Origin of the sequence: Amycolatopsis speibonae (assembly GCF_042647925.1) — a bacterium.
GTDB lineage: Bacteria > Actinomycetota > Actinomycetes > Mycobacteriales > Pseudonocardiaceae > Amycolatopsis > Amycolatopsis speibonae.
The window spans coordinates 206,871-221,193 of sequence record NZ_JBHRWK010000025.1 but is presented as its reverse complement, the minus strand read 5'-3'; the positions used below and the strand labels follow the sequence as shown (position 1 = coordinate 221,193).

General features: G+C 70.6%; 8 protein-coding genes. 6 read left to right on the top strand and 2 right to left on the bottom strand.

Features of this window, described 5'->3' with window-relative positions:
- A partial coding sequence (locus ACFOSH_RS19740; protein ID WP_378240440.1) for a type I polyketide synthase occupies positions 1-2,138 on the bottom strand: 2,138 nt, incomplete at its 3' end.
- Positions 2,131-8,919 (bottom strand): type I polyketide synthase, encoded by a 6,789-nt coding sequence (locus tag ACFOSH_RS19735; protein ID WP_378240439.1) that lies wholly within the window; start codon positions 8,917-8,919, stop codon positions 2,131-2,133. The genes ACFOSH_RS19735 and ACFOSH_RS19740, both read right to left, overlap by 8 nt.
- A gap of 330 nt (positions 8,920-9,249) precedes the next feature.
- On the opposite strand from ACFOSH_RS19735, the gene ACFOSH_RS19730 reads away from it, so the two are divergent.
- Genes ACFOSH_RS19730 through ACFOSH_RS19705 form a run of 6 tightly spaced genes read left to right on the top strand, consistent with a single transcriptional unit; the run spans position 9,250 to position 14,317 of the window.
- On the top strand, positions 9,250-10,920 hold the full coding sequence (locus ACFOSH_RS19730) for an AMP-binding protein (protein WP_378240438.1): 1,671 nt from the start codon (positions 9,250-9,252) through the stop codon (positions 10,918-10,920).
- A complete protein-coding gene (locus ACFOSH_RS19725; RefSeq protein ID WP_378240437.1) occupies positions 10,917-11,786 on the top strand; it encodes a ferritin-like domain-containing protein in 870 nt (289 codons plus the stop codon). The genes ACFOSH_RS19730 and ACFOSH_RS19725 overlap by 4 nt, the downstream gene beginning before the upstream one ends.
- Positions 11,783-12,313, top strand: a complete 531-nt coding sequence (locus ACFOSH_RS19720) for a PaaI family thioesterase (RefSeq protein WP_378240436.1) — start codon at positions 11,783-11,785, stop codon at positions 12,311-12,313. Before ACFOSH_RS19725 ends, ACFOSH_RS19720 begins: the two co-directional genes overlap by 4 nt.
- Positions 12,310-12,585, top strand: coding sequence for an acyl carrier protein (locus tag ACFOSH_RS19715; protein ID WP_378240435.1), 276 nt, complete (start codon positions 12,310-12,312; stop codon positions 12,583-12,585). The genes ACFOSH_RS19720 and ACFOSH_RS19715 overlap by 4 nt, the downstream gene beginning before the upstream one ends.
- Positions 12,582-13,451: an SAM-dependent methyltransferase gene (locus ACFOSH_RS19710; RefSeq protein WP_378240434.1), complete on the top strand. Its 870-nt coding sequence runs from the start codon at positions 12,582-12,584 to the stop codon at positions 13,449-13,451. Before ACFOSH_RS19715 ends, ACFOSH_RS19710 begins: the two co-directional genes overlap by 4 nt.
- Positions 13,448-14,317 carry an acyl-ACP desaturase gene (locus ACFOSH_RS19705; protein WP_378240433.1) on the top strand — a complete coding sequence of 290 codons (870 nt, stop codon included), beginning with the start codon at positions 13,448-13,450 and terminating at the stop codon, positions 14,315-14,317. Before ACFOSH_RS19710 ends, ACFOSH_RS19705 begins: the two co-directional genes overlap by 4 nt.
- Positions 14,318-14,323: the final 6 nt, after the last annotated feature.

Genomic DNA, 14,323 nt, shown 5'->3' with positions numbered 1-14,323 from the left:
GTCAGCAGCCGGTCGAGCGCCTCGATGTCCCCGGAGACCACCGAGGACTCCGGTCCGTTCACCGTGGCGATCGCCAGCCGCTCGCCCAGCAGGGGTCGCAGCCGGTCGGCGGGCAACTCCACCGAGGCCATACCGCCGCGGCCGGACAACGTGGTCAGCGCTTTCGACCGCCGGGCCACCACCAGCGCGGCGTCCTCCAGCGACAGCGCGCCCGCGACGTGGGCGGCGGCGATCTCGCCCTGGCTGTGCCCCACCACCGCGTCCGGTTCGATACCGCCGGCGCGCCAGAGCGCGGCCAGCGAGACCATCACCGCGAACAACGCGGGCTGCACCACGTCCACCCGGTCCAGCGACGGTGCGTCCGGCTCCTGTCGCAGCACCGCCAGCAGGTCCCAGTCGAGATGCGGCGCCAGCGCGCGAGCACAGCGCTCGACGTGCTCCTTGAACACCGGCGAGGTCTCCAACAGGTCACCCGCCATGCCTGCCCACTGGCCGCCTTGGCCGGGGAAGACGAACACCACCTTGCCGGTCAGATCGGCCGTGCCCGCGACGAGACCCGGTGCCGCGGTGCCCCTGTTCAACGCGGTCAGCGCCGTTCGCGGATCGGCGTCGAGTATCACGGCACGTCGATCGAAGGTGCTGCGTGAGGTGATCAGCGCGTGCGACAAGGCCACCGGATCCCTGTCGTCCACATGGGACAGCAGCTGCCCGGCCCTTGCCCGCAGAGCGGATTCGGTACGGGCCGAAAGCACCCACGGCAACTGCTCCGCCGCGGGAGTTCCGGCCGCCTCCAGTGGTGGGGCCTCTTCGATGATCACGTGCGCGTTGGTGCCGCTGATACCGAAGGAGGACACCGCCGCGCGACGGGGACGGCCGTCGGCCGCCTGCCAGGGGCGGCTCTCGGTGAGCAGGTCGACCCCGCCGCCGCGCCAGTCCACTTGGGACGTCGCCTGGTCCACGTGCAGGGTTTTGGGCAGGGTCCGGTTGCGCAGCGCGAGCACGATCTTGAGTACCCCGGCGACCCCGGCGGCGGCCTGGGTGTGCCCGATGTTGGACTTGACAGAGCCGAGAGTCAGCGGGGTGGCCCGGTCGCGGCCGTACGCGGCCTGCAGAGCGGCTGCCTCGATCGGGTCGCCGAGCCGCGTGCCCGTTCCGTGCGCTTCGACGGTGTCCACGTCCTGGCCGCGCAGCCCCGCGTCGGCCAGCGCGTCGCGGATCACCCGCTGCTGTGCGAGCCCGTTGGGCGCGGTCAACCCGTTGGAGGCACCGTCGGAGTTGACCGCGCTGCCCCGCACCACGGCGAGCACCGGGTGGCCGGACGCGAGGGCGTCGGTGAGCCGTTCCACGACCACCACACCGGCGCCTTCACCCCAGCCGACCCCGTCCGCGGACTCGGCGAACGCCTTGCACCGGCCGTCCGCCGCGAGCGCGCCCTGGTGCCGGAAGGCAATGAACACGCCGGGAGTGGACATCACCACCGCGCCGCCTGCCAGTGCGAGATCGCATTCCCCGGCGCGCAGCGACCGCACAGCGAGGTGCAGGGCCACCAGCGAAGACGAGCACGCGGTGTCGATCGAGACCGACGGCCCTTCCAGCCCGAGCAGGTAGGCGACCCGCCCGGACAGCACGCTCGCCGCGGTGGCGGTCGCCACGTGGTCAGCGAATTCGTCGACGTTCGCACTGATCAGCCGCCGGTAGTCCTGGTCGCTGGTCCCGGTGAACACCCCGGTCCGGGAGCCACGCAGGGTGGTCGGGTCGATCCCTGCCCGCTCCAGCGCCTCCCAGGAGATCTCCAGCATCAGCCGCTGCTGCGGGTCCATGGACAGTGCCTCGTGCGGGCCGATGCCGAAGAAGCCGGCGTCGAACCAGGCCGCGTCGGCCAGGAACCCACCGGCGCCGGTGCGCCCTTGCGGCCAGCCACGGTCTGCGGGGAACGAGGTGGTGGCGTCGTGGCCGCCGTCGAGCAGCCGCCACAGCGCGTCCGGGTCGGTCGCCCCGCCGGCGAACCGGCACCCCAGCCCCACGATGGCGATCGGCTCACGGGCGCCTGCTTCGGCTGCCCGCAGGCGTTCCCTGGTGTCCCGCAGCGCCGTGGTCAGGCGGTGCAGGGTGTCGAGTACTTTGCTGTCCTCAGCCATCGAGGAGGCCCTCCGCTGCCAAGAAGATTTCCTGTTCGGCCCGGCCTAGTACGTCGTCGAGGTCGGCGGCCGCGGGTTCGGCCACCGGTTCGGGCCGGAGTGGTGCCGGTGGTGCGCTCGGCGTGAGCTCGGTGTTCAGATACCCGGCCAGTGCGGTGGGCGTCGAATGGTCGAACAGGGCGGTGGCGGGCACCCGCAACCCCGTTCGCGCCCTCAGCTGGTTGCGCAGTTCGATGATGCCCAGGGAGCTGAGTCCCTGCTCGTGGAAGGGTTTGCCCGGCTGAACCTGGGTGACCGAGTCGTGCCCGAGTACCGTGGCGACCTGACGGCACACCAGTTCGCGCAGTACCCGGACCCGCTCGGACTGGGACAGCCCGGCCAGGCGCGCCACGAGTGAGGACGACTCCGGCTGCGGCTCGGCGGCCTTGCTCTGGCGGGCTTCCGGCAGCTCCGCGAGCAGCGGGCTGTGCCGGTTGGTGGCGAAGACCGAGAGGAACCGGTCCCAGTCCACGTCGGCGATCACCAGGCCTGACTCGTCGCGACCGAAGGCCGTGGCCAGTGCGGCGATGCCGAGGTCGGGGTCGAGTACGGTCATGCCGTTGCGTCGCAGCCTGGTGCCCACGGCCTCCGCGCCCGCCCCGTCCACGGCCATCCCGCCGTCGCCCCACGGTCCCCAGGCGAGCGAGGTGGCGGTGAGCCCGTCGGCACGCCGTTGGTCGGCCAGCGCGTCGAGATAGGTGTTGGCCGCCGCGTAGTTGGCCTGGCCCGCGTTGCCCACCGCGCCGGTGGCGGAGGAGAACAGCACGAACGCCTCCAGCCCGCTGGTGAGCTCGTGGAGGTTGCGGGCACCTTCGACCTTGGCGTGCAGGGCCACGGCCAGTCGCCCCGGGTCCAGCGCATCGAGCACACCGTCGTCGAGGACCCCGGCCGTATGCGCGACTCCCGTCAACGGCCGGTCCGCCGGGATCGCCGCGAGCAGCCTGGCCATGGCGTCGCGGTCGGCCACGTCGCAGGCGACAGCCTCGACTTCGGCACCGAGCACGGTCAGCTCGGCGAGGAACTCGGGGTCGTCGACATGCCTGCCGGTCAGCAGCAGCCGTTCCACCCCCTCGGCGGCGAGCCAGCGCGCCAACTTCCTTCCCAGCGCGCCGAAAGCGCCGGTGATCAGGGTGGTGCCGCGCCGCGGCCAGCGGCGAGATGTCACCTTCTCGCGGGGTCCGGCGGGTGCGTGCAGCAGGCGCCGGGCGAAGACGCCCGAGGCGCGGACGGCGATCTGATCCTCCGTCGCCGACATCACTCCGGCCAGCCGTTCGATCGCGACAGGGTCCAAAGTGGACGGAAGATCCACCAGTCCGCCCCACCGTGCCGGGTGTTCCAGGGCCGCGACCCGGCCGAGGCCCCACACCATGGCCTGTACCGGGGAGCCCAGCCGATCGCCGTGCCCGGTGGACACCGCCGACTGGGTCACGCACCACAAGGGCAGGTCGAGTTCGAGATCCCCCATGGCCTGGATGAGCGCCGTGGTCGAGGCGAGCCCGGCGGGCACCCCGGCGACGGCGGGGTGCGGCCGTTCGTCCAGTGCCAGCAGGGACAGCACTCCGTCGATCGGTTCGCCGTCCCGGACGGGGGCGAGCAGTTCGGCGATTTCCGCACGACCGTCATCGGTGCCGACGCCCAGCACCACGGCCCCGAGTGCCGCGCGGAGGGGTTCCGGCACGGGCAGGTCCGCGGCGTGCACCACGACCCAGTTCCGCTTGCGGGCGACCTGTCCTGCCACGGGCTGCCAGGAGATGCGGTACCGCAACCGATCCGTCGCGGCGGTCTGGTCGTTCTCACGCCGCCACCGCGCCATCGCGGGCAGAAGTTCGGTGACCTTCGGCTCGGTGCCGGTGCCCAGCAGGTCGCCGAGACGCTGGAGGTCTCCGCTCGCCACGGCGTCCCAGAACGCCGAATCCGGGGAGCGGGATTCCGAGGGTGCCTCCGGCAGCAGCCAGAACCTCTTGCGCTGGAAAGGATAGGTCGGCAGGTCCACCCGCCGTGCCCCGCTGCCCGCGTACCACCTCGACCAGTCCGGCCCGCGTCCTCGCACGTGCAGTGCCGCCACGGCGGCGAGTACGTCCGCGTCCCGCACGCCGGGAATCACCGCCGTGTCCGCGGCTTCACCGAGGCAGTCCGCGGCCATCTCGGTCAGCGTGGTCTCCGGCCCCAGCTCCAGGAACGTGCTCACCCCTCGGTCCTGGAGGGTCCGCACCCCGTCGGCGAACCTGACCGTGTGACGCACGTGGTCCGCCCAGTACTCCGGAGAGCACAGCTGTTCTTCGGTGGCCACTTGGCCGGTCAAGCCGGACACGATCGGGATCAGGGGCGGCCGATAGCTCAGACTCCTTGCCACGGAAAGGAATTGGTCGAGCATCGGAGCCATCAGCGCGGAGTGGAACGCGTGACTGACGCGCAGGCGCTTGCTCCTGCGCCCCTGCGCGCGGAAGGTCTGGTCCACCGCGGCGACGGCATCCTCGACTCCCGAGAGCACCACTGAACGCGGGCCGTTGACCGCCGCCAGCGAAACCCCTGGCGGCAGGTGCTCGACCTCGTCCGCCGAGGCCGCCACCGCGTACATCGCACCGTGCGGCGGCAACGCCTGCATGAGCGAACCTCGCGCCGCGACCAGGCGGCAGGCGTCCGGCAGCGACAGCACCCCGGCGACGTGGGCGGCGGCCAGTTCACCGACGGAGTGCCCCAGCAGCAGGTCCGGCCGGATGCCCCAGCTCTCCAGCAGGCGGAACAGTGCGACCTCGAACGCGAACAGCCCGGTCTGCGCGAACTCCGTCCGGTCCAGGGTTTCCTGGTCCGTACCGAATACGGCGGCCCGTACCTGCGGCGGCAACTCCGCGCAAACCTCGTCGAAGGCCGTGGCGAACACCGGGTACCGCTCGTGCAGCAGACGGCCCATGCCGGCGCGCTGACTGCCCTGCCCGGCGAACAGGAAGGCCAGGCCGCCCTCGGCCACCACCCCCGTGGTGAGACCGGGATCGGTTCTGCCGGCGGCCAGCGCTCTCAGCGCGCGGCCGAGCTGTTCGCGGTCGCCGCCGGTGAGCACGGCCCGGTCGGTCAGCGCGGAACGGGTCGTGGCCAAGGAGAAACCCAGGTCGTGCGCTTCGGCCCCGGGGTGGGTGTCGCAGTGCGCGAGCAGCCGGGCCGCCTGCGCGCGCAATGCCGTCTCCGAACCGCCCGAGACGGTCCACAGCAACGGGAGTTCGCTCGGCGGGGCCGCCGGTCCGTCCGGTTCGGCCGGGGGCTGTCGCAGGATCACATGGGCGTTCGTGCCGCCGATGCCGAAGGAGGAGACACCGGCCCGCCGGATCGGTCCCCGGTCCGGCCACGGCGTGGGTTCGGTGACCAGGTGCAGCCCGGCCGCCCAGTCCACGTGCGAGCTGGGCGCCTCGACGTTGACGGTGGCCGGGACCGTGCGATGCCGCATGGCCAGCACCATCTTGATCAGGCCGGCGGCCCCGGCGGCGGCCTGGGTGTGCCCCAGGTTGGACTTCAGTGAGCCCACCAGCAGCGGCTGGTCCGGTGGCCGATGCGCGCCGTAGGCCGCCAGGAGCGCGCCCGCCTCGATCGGGTCGCCCAGTTTCGTCCCGGTGCCGTGCGTCTCCACGACGTCCACATCGGACGGTCGCAGCCCGGCGTCCGCGAGCGCGGTGGACAACAGCCGCTGCTGGGCGGCACCGTTGGGCGCGGTGAGCCCGTTGCTGGCGCCGTCGGAGTTGACCGCGGACCCGGTGATCAGCGCCAGCACCGGATGGCCGTTCCGGCGCGCGTCGGAGTACCGCTCCAGCGCGAACATGCCGCCGCCCTCGGCCCAAGCCGTGCCGTCGGCGTCTTCGGCGAACGGCTTGGCCCGCGCGTCCGGCGCCAGCCCGCCCTGCCTGCTGAACTCCACGAACACCAAGGGCGACGCCAGCACGGTCACCGCTCCGGCCAGCGCCAGCGAGCATTCGCCCCGGCGCAGCGCCGCGGCGGCCAGGTGCACGCCGACCAGGGAGGAGGAGCACGCCGTGTCGATCGACAGGTTGGGGCCCTGCAGACCGAAGGTGAACGAGATCCGGCCGGAGGCCACGCTGGACACGGTCCCGATCGCCAGGTTCGGCCGCTCGGCGGCTCCGGCGTGCCCGGGACCGATGCCGTACTCGCTGTGGGTGAGCCCCGCGTAGACCCCGGTGTCGCTGCCTCGGAGCGTGGCCGGGTCGATGCCGGCCCGCTCGAAGGCTTCCCAGGACAGTTCCAGCAGCAAGCGTTGTTGCGGGTCCATCTCCAGGGCCTCGTGGCCGCCGATACCGAAGAACGCGGCGTCGAACTCGGCGGCCTCGTGCAGGAACCCGCCTTCGCGCACATAGCTCGTGCCCGGCCGCTGCCGCTGCGGGTCGTACAGCGTCTCCAGGTCCCAGCCGCGGTCGGCCGGCATCGGCGTGATGACGTCGCCGCCCTCGGTGAGCAGCTGCCACAGGTCTTCGGGGGACTGCACGCCGCCGGGGAAGCGGCAGCTCATGCCGACGATGGCGATCGGCTCGTCCGAACCTGCCCGGCGGCGCACGACGGCCGGTGACTTCGGTGCGCTGCCGTCCAGGTACGCGGTCAGCCGGTTCGGGGTGGGGTGGTCGAACAGGGCGGTCGTGGCGATCTTCAGCCCGGTCCGCCTGCGCAGCCGGTTGACCAGTTCGACAGCGCGCACCGAGTCCATGCCCAGCTCGAAAAAGGTCCGGTCCGGCCGGTAACCGCCGCTGATCAGCGACTCGGTCTCGGCTCGGATCAGCCGGGGCAGGTCCGTGTCGACGGCGCCGGTGGGTTCGGCGACCTCGGTGGGCAGGTGCACGCGGCGGCCGCCCCAGCCGTCGAGCACCTCCGGCCAGGCGACCGGCACCCCGTGCCCGTGCAGCTCGCCGAGGGTGCCCAGCACCGCGCGCAGGTCGGACTGGCCGCCGCGCAGCGCGGCGGTGACGAGCAGGTCGCCGGTGGCCGCGCCGGGCAGGGTCTCCTCGACCAGTGCCGCGAGCACCCCGTTGGCGCTCATGTCGACGTAGGTGTCGACGCCGGCGGCCGCCAGGGTGGTGACGCAGTTCAGGAAGTGCCCGGTGCCGCGTACCTGCGCGCCCCAGTACTCGGGCAGGCACACCACACCGGGATCGGTCCCGAGCCCGGTGTGCACCGGGACGATCGGGATACGCGGCGGGTACGCGGTCAGGCCGCGCGCGAACTGCTCGAACTCGCCTGCCATCGCGGCCATGTGCGGGGAGTGGAAGGCCCGGTCCACCGGCAGCTGCTTGACCTTGCGCCCACGGTCGGCCCAGAGCCGGGCGATACCGAGCACGGTGTCGCGGTCGCCGGAGACGACGACGGAGCTCGGTGAGTTGACCGCGGAGATCGCCGCCAGCTCCGTCAGCCCGGTCAGCGACTCCTGTGCTTCGGCCTCGGTGATCCGCAGCGCCACCATGGCGCCGCCGACCGGCGTCCGGTGCCGGAACAACCGGACCCGCTCGGCCAGCAGCGCGGACACGTCCGGGAGGGTGTACACCCCGGCCGCGGTGGCCGCGGCCAGTTCCCCGACCGAGTGGCCGACCACGAAGTCCGGGCGAACGCCCCAGTGCTCGAACTGCCGGAACAGCGCCAGCTGCAGGGCGAACAGGGCGTCCTGGGTGTACATCGCTTCGTCGGCGGGCGCCACTTCGGTGCCGCGGTCGCCCAGTAGCAGGTCGCGCACCGACCAGGTGGACGCCGCGTCCAGGTGGTCGCACACTTCGTCGAGCGCGTCGGCGAACACGTCGAACAGCGGGTACAGCTCGCGGCCCATCCCCGGCCGTTGTCCGCCTTCGCCGGGGAACATCAGCGCCAGTTTGCGCCCGGTCCCGGCCTCTGCCGCACCTGCCCGGCCGCCGGCCAGTTCGGCGAGGCCCGCGACGAGTTCCGCCCGGTCCTCGCCCAGCACGACGCCCCGGTGCGGCAGGTGTGACCTCGCCAGCGCCAGCGTGTGTGTGGTGTCGAGCAGGTCCGGCGCGGCAGCCCCGTCCAGGTGGGCGCGCAGGGTCTCCGCCTTACCGCGCAGGCTCTCCGCACTGTCGGCCGACAGCATCAGCGGCAGGACCGGCACCGCGCGGCGCTCGGGCGGTCGCGTCCGGACGGGCGGTTCGGACAGCACCAGCGCGCAGGCGGCCCCGGTGCCGTCGGCCGAACTGAGCACGATGGGCGTCCGGCGGTCCTGCCCACGACCGAGCAAGGCGGGCAACTCGAACAGTGCCGACACCACGTCGTTCTCGTCGACCGGGTCGACGTCGCCGGGGTCTACCCCGGCTCGCTCGCAAGCCAGCCGCACGACGGGCCCCCTGCCCAGCGCACTGCCGTCGAACACGCAATGAATCGGGTCCTCGTCGGTGATCGCGGAGGCAATCGGTTTCAGCACCAGAAACGCACAGTCGCCGGGCGAAACCACTCCGGCGATGGCGAGCGCTGATTCACCCATGTGAATACTTTGGAGGCAAAGGTGCACTAGGGCCGCGGGCTGGATTTCCGCCGTCACCACGGGGCCCAGCAGACCGAACTCCACCGCGACCGGTTCGGCCTGCGTTGTGGCGAACACGCCCGCGGTGACGCCGTCCAGCGATTCCGGGGTGATACCGGCATTCTCCAGCGCCTGTCGCGCCACCGCGGCGGGCGGCACGGACAAGGGCGCGCGCGACAAACCGACCAGCGCGACCGAGGAGGAATTCGTGGTGCTGTCGAACTGCATGAAACCGCCCGTCCAGTCGTCATTCACCCGGCGCGATCTCGGCAAAGTCCGATCGGAATAATACCGGGACATGCCCAAGAGGCGCCATTTGCGGAATGCGGGGTTCGCTGAACGTAGTCAGCTCGCGTAAACGCTGTCAAGATCATCCATTTGCGCTAGGGGGCGATTGTCGAGAACAGGGGTTGTATTCAGTCGACCCCTAATCTCGCGGGTCGACTCTATGAATCGTCGCCGACCGGGGTTACGGTGTGGCATTGGCAAACGGAATCCGAGCCGAACCTTCGAATCCACCAATTGACATCGATATCAATTGCCACTGAGGGAAATCCCATGCGACCTGCTCTGCTGGACGGGAGCACCCTGGAGGAAAGCCTCACGCGGCTGGCGAAGGCCACCCCGGGCTCCCGCGCGAGATTCCCCACCGCCGGCGACGAGATCACCGCGGCCGAGCTGGACCTGGCCGCCACGGCCGCCGCGCACGAGTTCCTGCGCTCCGGGGTACGCCCCGGCGACGTGGTCGGCGTGCTGGTGCCTGCCGCCGCCCGGTTCCTCACCACGATCTACGGGCTCTGGCGCGCCGGTGCCGCCGTCAGCGTGCTGCCGGTCCAGGCCGGGTTCGGCGACGTGCACGGCACCGCTCACCGGCTGTCCCGCATCGCCGTGGCCGCGGGGATGCGCCACATCGTGCTGGACGCCGGCCACGCGGACCTCGGCAGCGCACTCGGCGCACTGGGCACCGAGGTGAGTCTGCTGCTTCCGCCCGCGCCCAGTGGCACCGGCGAAAAGCGGGCCCTGCCCACCGTCGACCCTGACGCGCTGGCGATCGTGCAGTTCACCTCAGGCAGCACGAGCTTGCCCAAGGGAGTGATGCTGCCGCACCGCACGACCATGGCCGGGCTGCGGGCGTGCGTCGTCTCCGGCGGCTTCAGCCCCGACGACGTTTTCGTGCAGTGGGTGCCGACCTTCCACGACATGGGCCTGATCGGCCTTCAGTCGCACTGGCTCAACGGTGCCGACGTGCACGTCTTCGCCCCGACCACGTTCCTGCGGCGGCCGGGCAAGGTGCTGGAGCATTTCGCCGCGCACGGCGGCACGGTGCTGACCGGCCCCAATTTCTCCTATGACTACCTGCTGGACAACGTTCCGGCGGAACAGCTGGCCGCGGTGGACCTGTCCCGCTGGCGCCTGGCGTTCAACGGCGCCGAACCGGTCAGCGCGGCCACCGTGCGGCGCTTCACCGAAGCACTGGCGCCCAGCGGGGTGGACGCCTCGGTGATGTTCCCGGTGTACGGCATGGCCGAGGCCACCCTGTCGATCAGCTTCCCCGATCCCGGTGCCACCGCACGCCTCCGCGCGGTGGACCGCGACGAACTGGCCAGGACGGGCGACGTGCGCCCGGTGGCGGAAACCGCGCCGTCGGCCAAGCCGGTGGTGTCGGTGGGCCGTCCGGTGCACGGCGTCGACCTGCGCGTCGTGCGTGAGGACGGATCGGTGGTCGCCGACGGCGCGCTCGGGGAGATCCAGATCCGCGGCGAATCGGTGACCACCGGGTACTTCCGCGACCCCGACGCGACCGCCGCCGTGTTCGACCGCGGCTGGTTGCGCACGGGGGACCTCGGCTTCCAGCTCGACGGCGAGCTGTATGTCACCGGGCGGCGCAAGGAGATGGTCGTGGTGCACGGCCAGAACTACTTCCCGGACGACGTCGAGACCGTCGCCCGCGAGGTACCCGGGGTCTACCGCCGTCGCTGCGTGGCCTTCTCCGACACGGGCGCCGACGGCGGCGAGCGGATCGGGGTGATCGTGGAGACGGGGGAGGACCCCGCCGCGGTGCGTGAGGAGGTCCGCAGGCGGGTCGCCGCCGAACTCGATCTGGCCCAAGTGGCGGTCTACGCGGTCAAGCCGAGGTGGATCCCCCGGACCACCAGCGGCAAATGGCAGCGGGTGCTGGCCGCCCAGCGTGTCACCTCTGGCGAGACCGACCAAGGAGAACGGGTTTGAACAGCAAGACGACGACCTCCCCAGCCGGGGTTCCGCTGCTCGCCGACGAGCAGATGCACAGCGCCCGGATCTTCGCGGGCTACCAGCACGCGACCTGGGAGCTGCACCACATCCCGTGGGACGAGTTCCGGCCGGATCTGGTGCTGCCGGAGCACATCGTGTTCGCCAAGGGCGCGATCGTCGGGGAGTCCAATGTGGTCGCCGCGACCCACGGCCTGCTCAACGAGTTCGGCATGGACTACGACTTCTCCCAGTTCACCTGTATCTGGGGCTACCAGGAGATCCAGCACCACCTGGCCTTCTCGACCTGGTTGCAGCTGGCCGGGCACAGCATCGAGCACCGCACGATCGCCTCGATGCGTGAGGCGTATCCGCCCGGCGTGACCAAGGCGGCCACGCTGGCCACCAACGTCATCTGCGAGGTGCTCGCCACCCACGCCTACAAATGCGTCGCCCGCAGCATGAAGGAGCCGGTGCTCGCCGCGATCCTGCGCAAGGCCAGTGGCGACGAGGCGCGGCACGCGCGCGAGTTCGTGCACTACACCGCCCAGCAGCTGGCGGAGAGGCCCGAGGAGTGCGCGTCGGTGGTGGAGACCCTGTACATCTACATGGGCACCACCCGCGACCTGTACCGCCACCCGGTCAGCCGGTTCAAGGGCAACCTGCCCGAGCTGGAGAACCACGAGACCATTGACGAGATGTTCGCCTACTTCGCCGAGGTCGACGAGGACGGCAGCGAATGGGCCAAGTGCTGCGAGCAGTTGTTCAAGTACTTCTCCGTGCTCACCGGCTACAAGCTGACCAAGATGGCCGACGTCCGGCGCGCCATCGCCGAGGAGTCGATCAAGGCCGAGGTCACGGTATGAGCGTCGCCGCGCACACCACCGGCGAGGAGGTGGAGTTCCCCTGGCACGCCGAACCGTCGTTCAACTGCTTCGGCTGCTCCCCGCGTAACCCGGTCGGGCTCAAGCTGAAGATGCGGCGGCTGCCTGACGGGGACTACGCGACCGAAACGGTGTTCTCCGCGGACTACGCCTCCTACCCGGGGATCGTGCACGGCGGCATCGTGCAGGTGCTACTCGACGAGGTGATGGGCGACACCCTGGCGCTGGTGCACGGGATGCTCGCGTTCTCCGTGACCCTGCGCAGCAAGATGCTGCTGCCGCTGCGGGTCGGCCTGCCGTACCTGACCACGGCGCGGATCACCGGACAGGGCAACGGGGTGCTGCACACCGAGGCCGAGATCACCGGGCCCGACGGCGAGCTGCATGTGATGGCGGGCGGCACCTTCCAGCCGATCCGCTCGGAGCAGGCCAGGAACCTGATGGAACTGGACGAGGCCACGTTCGGCCGCGTCCGGCACTACTTCGACCATGGAACTGGAGAGTCATGACCAGCGAGTCCGTCAGCCGCGAGCAGATCGTCTCGGTCACCACCGAGTACCTCGCCGCCGAGCTGAAGATCCCCGCCACCGGGATCGGCGGTACCGACGTGCTCAGGGAGCTGCCCGGCGCCGACTCCATGAAAATGCTGCGCGTCGTGTCCAAATTGGAGCGTCGCTGGAACGTGGAGTTCGACGACGAGGCCATCTTCGCGGTGAAGACCGTCGACGAGCTGGTCTTGATGGTGGAGAAGAGCGTCAGCGGGGACCTGGCGGCGTCATGACCGCGCTGACTCCGCAGGAGGCCTACCAGGCGACCAACAAACACTACGAATTGCCTGCCGAGTTGTTCGAGCTCTACCTCGACCGGCGGCTGAAGTACAGCGCGGGGCTCTACTCCGGCACCGGCACCGACCTGGACCAGGCGCAGACGGACAAGCTGCACTTCGTGGCGAGGCGGCTGGGACTGCGCGGCGGCGAGCAGTTGCTCGATGTCGGTTGCGGCTGGGGCAGCCTGATCCTTTTCATGGCGAAGGAATACGGCTGCCACACCACCGGGGTGACCCCGTCCCGGCCACAGGCGGAGTACATCAGGCAGCGGGCGGAGGAGGCCGGTGTCGCCGACCTGGTGACACTGCGGTCCGGCTCGTTCGGCGAACTCGACTTGGCCGGGAAGTTCGACGCGGTCACCATGCTCGGTTCGATCGTGCACATGCCGGACCGGACGCAGGTGCTGCGCAAGGTGCACGGTCTGTTGCGGCGCAACGGATCGTTGTACCTGTCCGAGAGCTGCTTCCGCGACGACGCGACCTACCGGGAGTTCTCCCGGCGACCGGGCACGGTGCACGTCACCGAGTCCATCTTCGGGTTCGCCGACATGGTGCCGGTCTCGGCGCTCGTGGCGGCGATCGAATCGGCCGGGTTCAGCCTCACCGGGCTCACCGACCTCACCGCGCACTACCACCGCACCATCGAGCAGTGGGAGGAGCGCGCGCAGGCCGCCTGGGACCGGGTCGAGGAGGTGGCGCCCGGAATGGGCGAACCGTTGATCCGGTACCTGCAGACGGCCAACGCGGGCTGGGGCTACACCACCAAGCACTACGCGCTCAGCGCGCTGAAATCCCGGATGGGGCCGGTGGAGGCACCGTGAACGACCCTTTCGCCGGGCAGGCGACACCACCGGCACCCCTGACCATCGAGCCCTCGCAGATGCGCGAGCTGACGCAGAAGGCCGTCAGCCGGGCGGGAACCAAGCAGTGGTCCATCGACGACCTGCCGTGGACCTCCTTGCGGCCGGAGGAACTCACCGGCACCGACCGCTCGGTGGTCAAGTTCATCACCTTCATCGAGGATCACATACCCGGCTACCTGACCTACTTCCTCCAGGCGTTCCCTGTCGCCGACGGGGATCAGGCCATCGAGGAGTTCTGTTTCAACCGGGAGTACTTCCGGTTCCTGATCTCCTGGGCCAACGACGAGGAGCGGCACGCCTCGGTGCTGACCAGGTACCAGATCGAAGCCGGTATCAGCGATCCGGACACGCTGATGTGGGAACTGGCGGAGGAGGGGCGCAAGAAGTTCGCGCTGCCCTACGAGACGCCGGTGCAGGCCTTCACCTACACCCTGGTGCAGGAGAAGGCCACGCAGCTGTTCTACCAGCGCTTCAAGTCCGTCGCCAAGGAGCCGGTGCTGCGCGACCTGCTGCATCGGCTGGCCAGGGACGAGGCACGGCACTTCGCGTTCTACAGCGAACTGGTCGGCGCCTATGTCCGACGGCACGGGCTGGAGTCGACGGTGCACGACCTCAAGGACGTGCTGGCCACCTTCCGGATGCCGTTGGCGGACACGCTCAACGGGTACTGGCGGTGGTCGATGAAGATCACCGACGCCACCTCGTACGACCACACCGAGGCGTACGAGTCGTTGGTGCGCCTGGTCACCGACTTCGCGACGGCCGGCGGCCGGGCCGCCGCGGTGGACCTGACCGAGTTCGTGCACCGGATCCGCGCGATCTGAGTCCTG

Bases quoted from the DNA above. Each gene is read 5' to 3' on its own strand.
- ACFOSH_RS19735 (WP_378240439.1), bottom strand. From the start codon at position 8,919: ATGCAGTTCGACAGCACCACGAATTCCTCCTCGGTCGCGCTGGTCGGT.
- ACFOSH_RS19730 (WP_378240438.1), top strand. From the start codon at position 9,250: ATGCGACCTGCTCTGCTGGACGGGAGCACCCTGGAGGAAAGCCTCACG.
- ACFOSH_RS19710 (WP_378240434.1), top strand. From the start codon at position 12,582: ATGACCGCGCTGACTCCGCAGGAGGCCTACCAGGCGACCAACAAACAC.
- ACFOSH_RS19720 (WP_378240436.1), top strand. From the start codon at position 11,783: ATGAGCGTCGCCGCGCACACCACCGGCGAGGAGGTGGAGTTCCCCTGG.
- ACFOSH_RS19715 (WP_378240435.1), top strand. From the start codon at position 12,310: ATGACCAGCGAGTCCGTCAGCCGCGAGCAGATCGTCTCGGTCACCACC.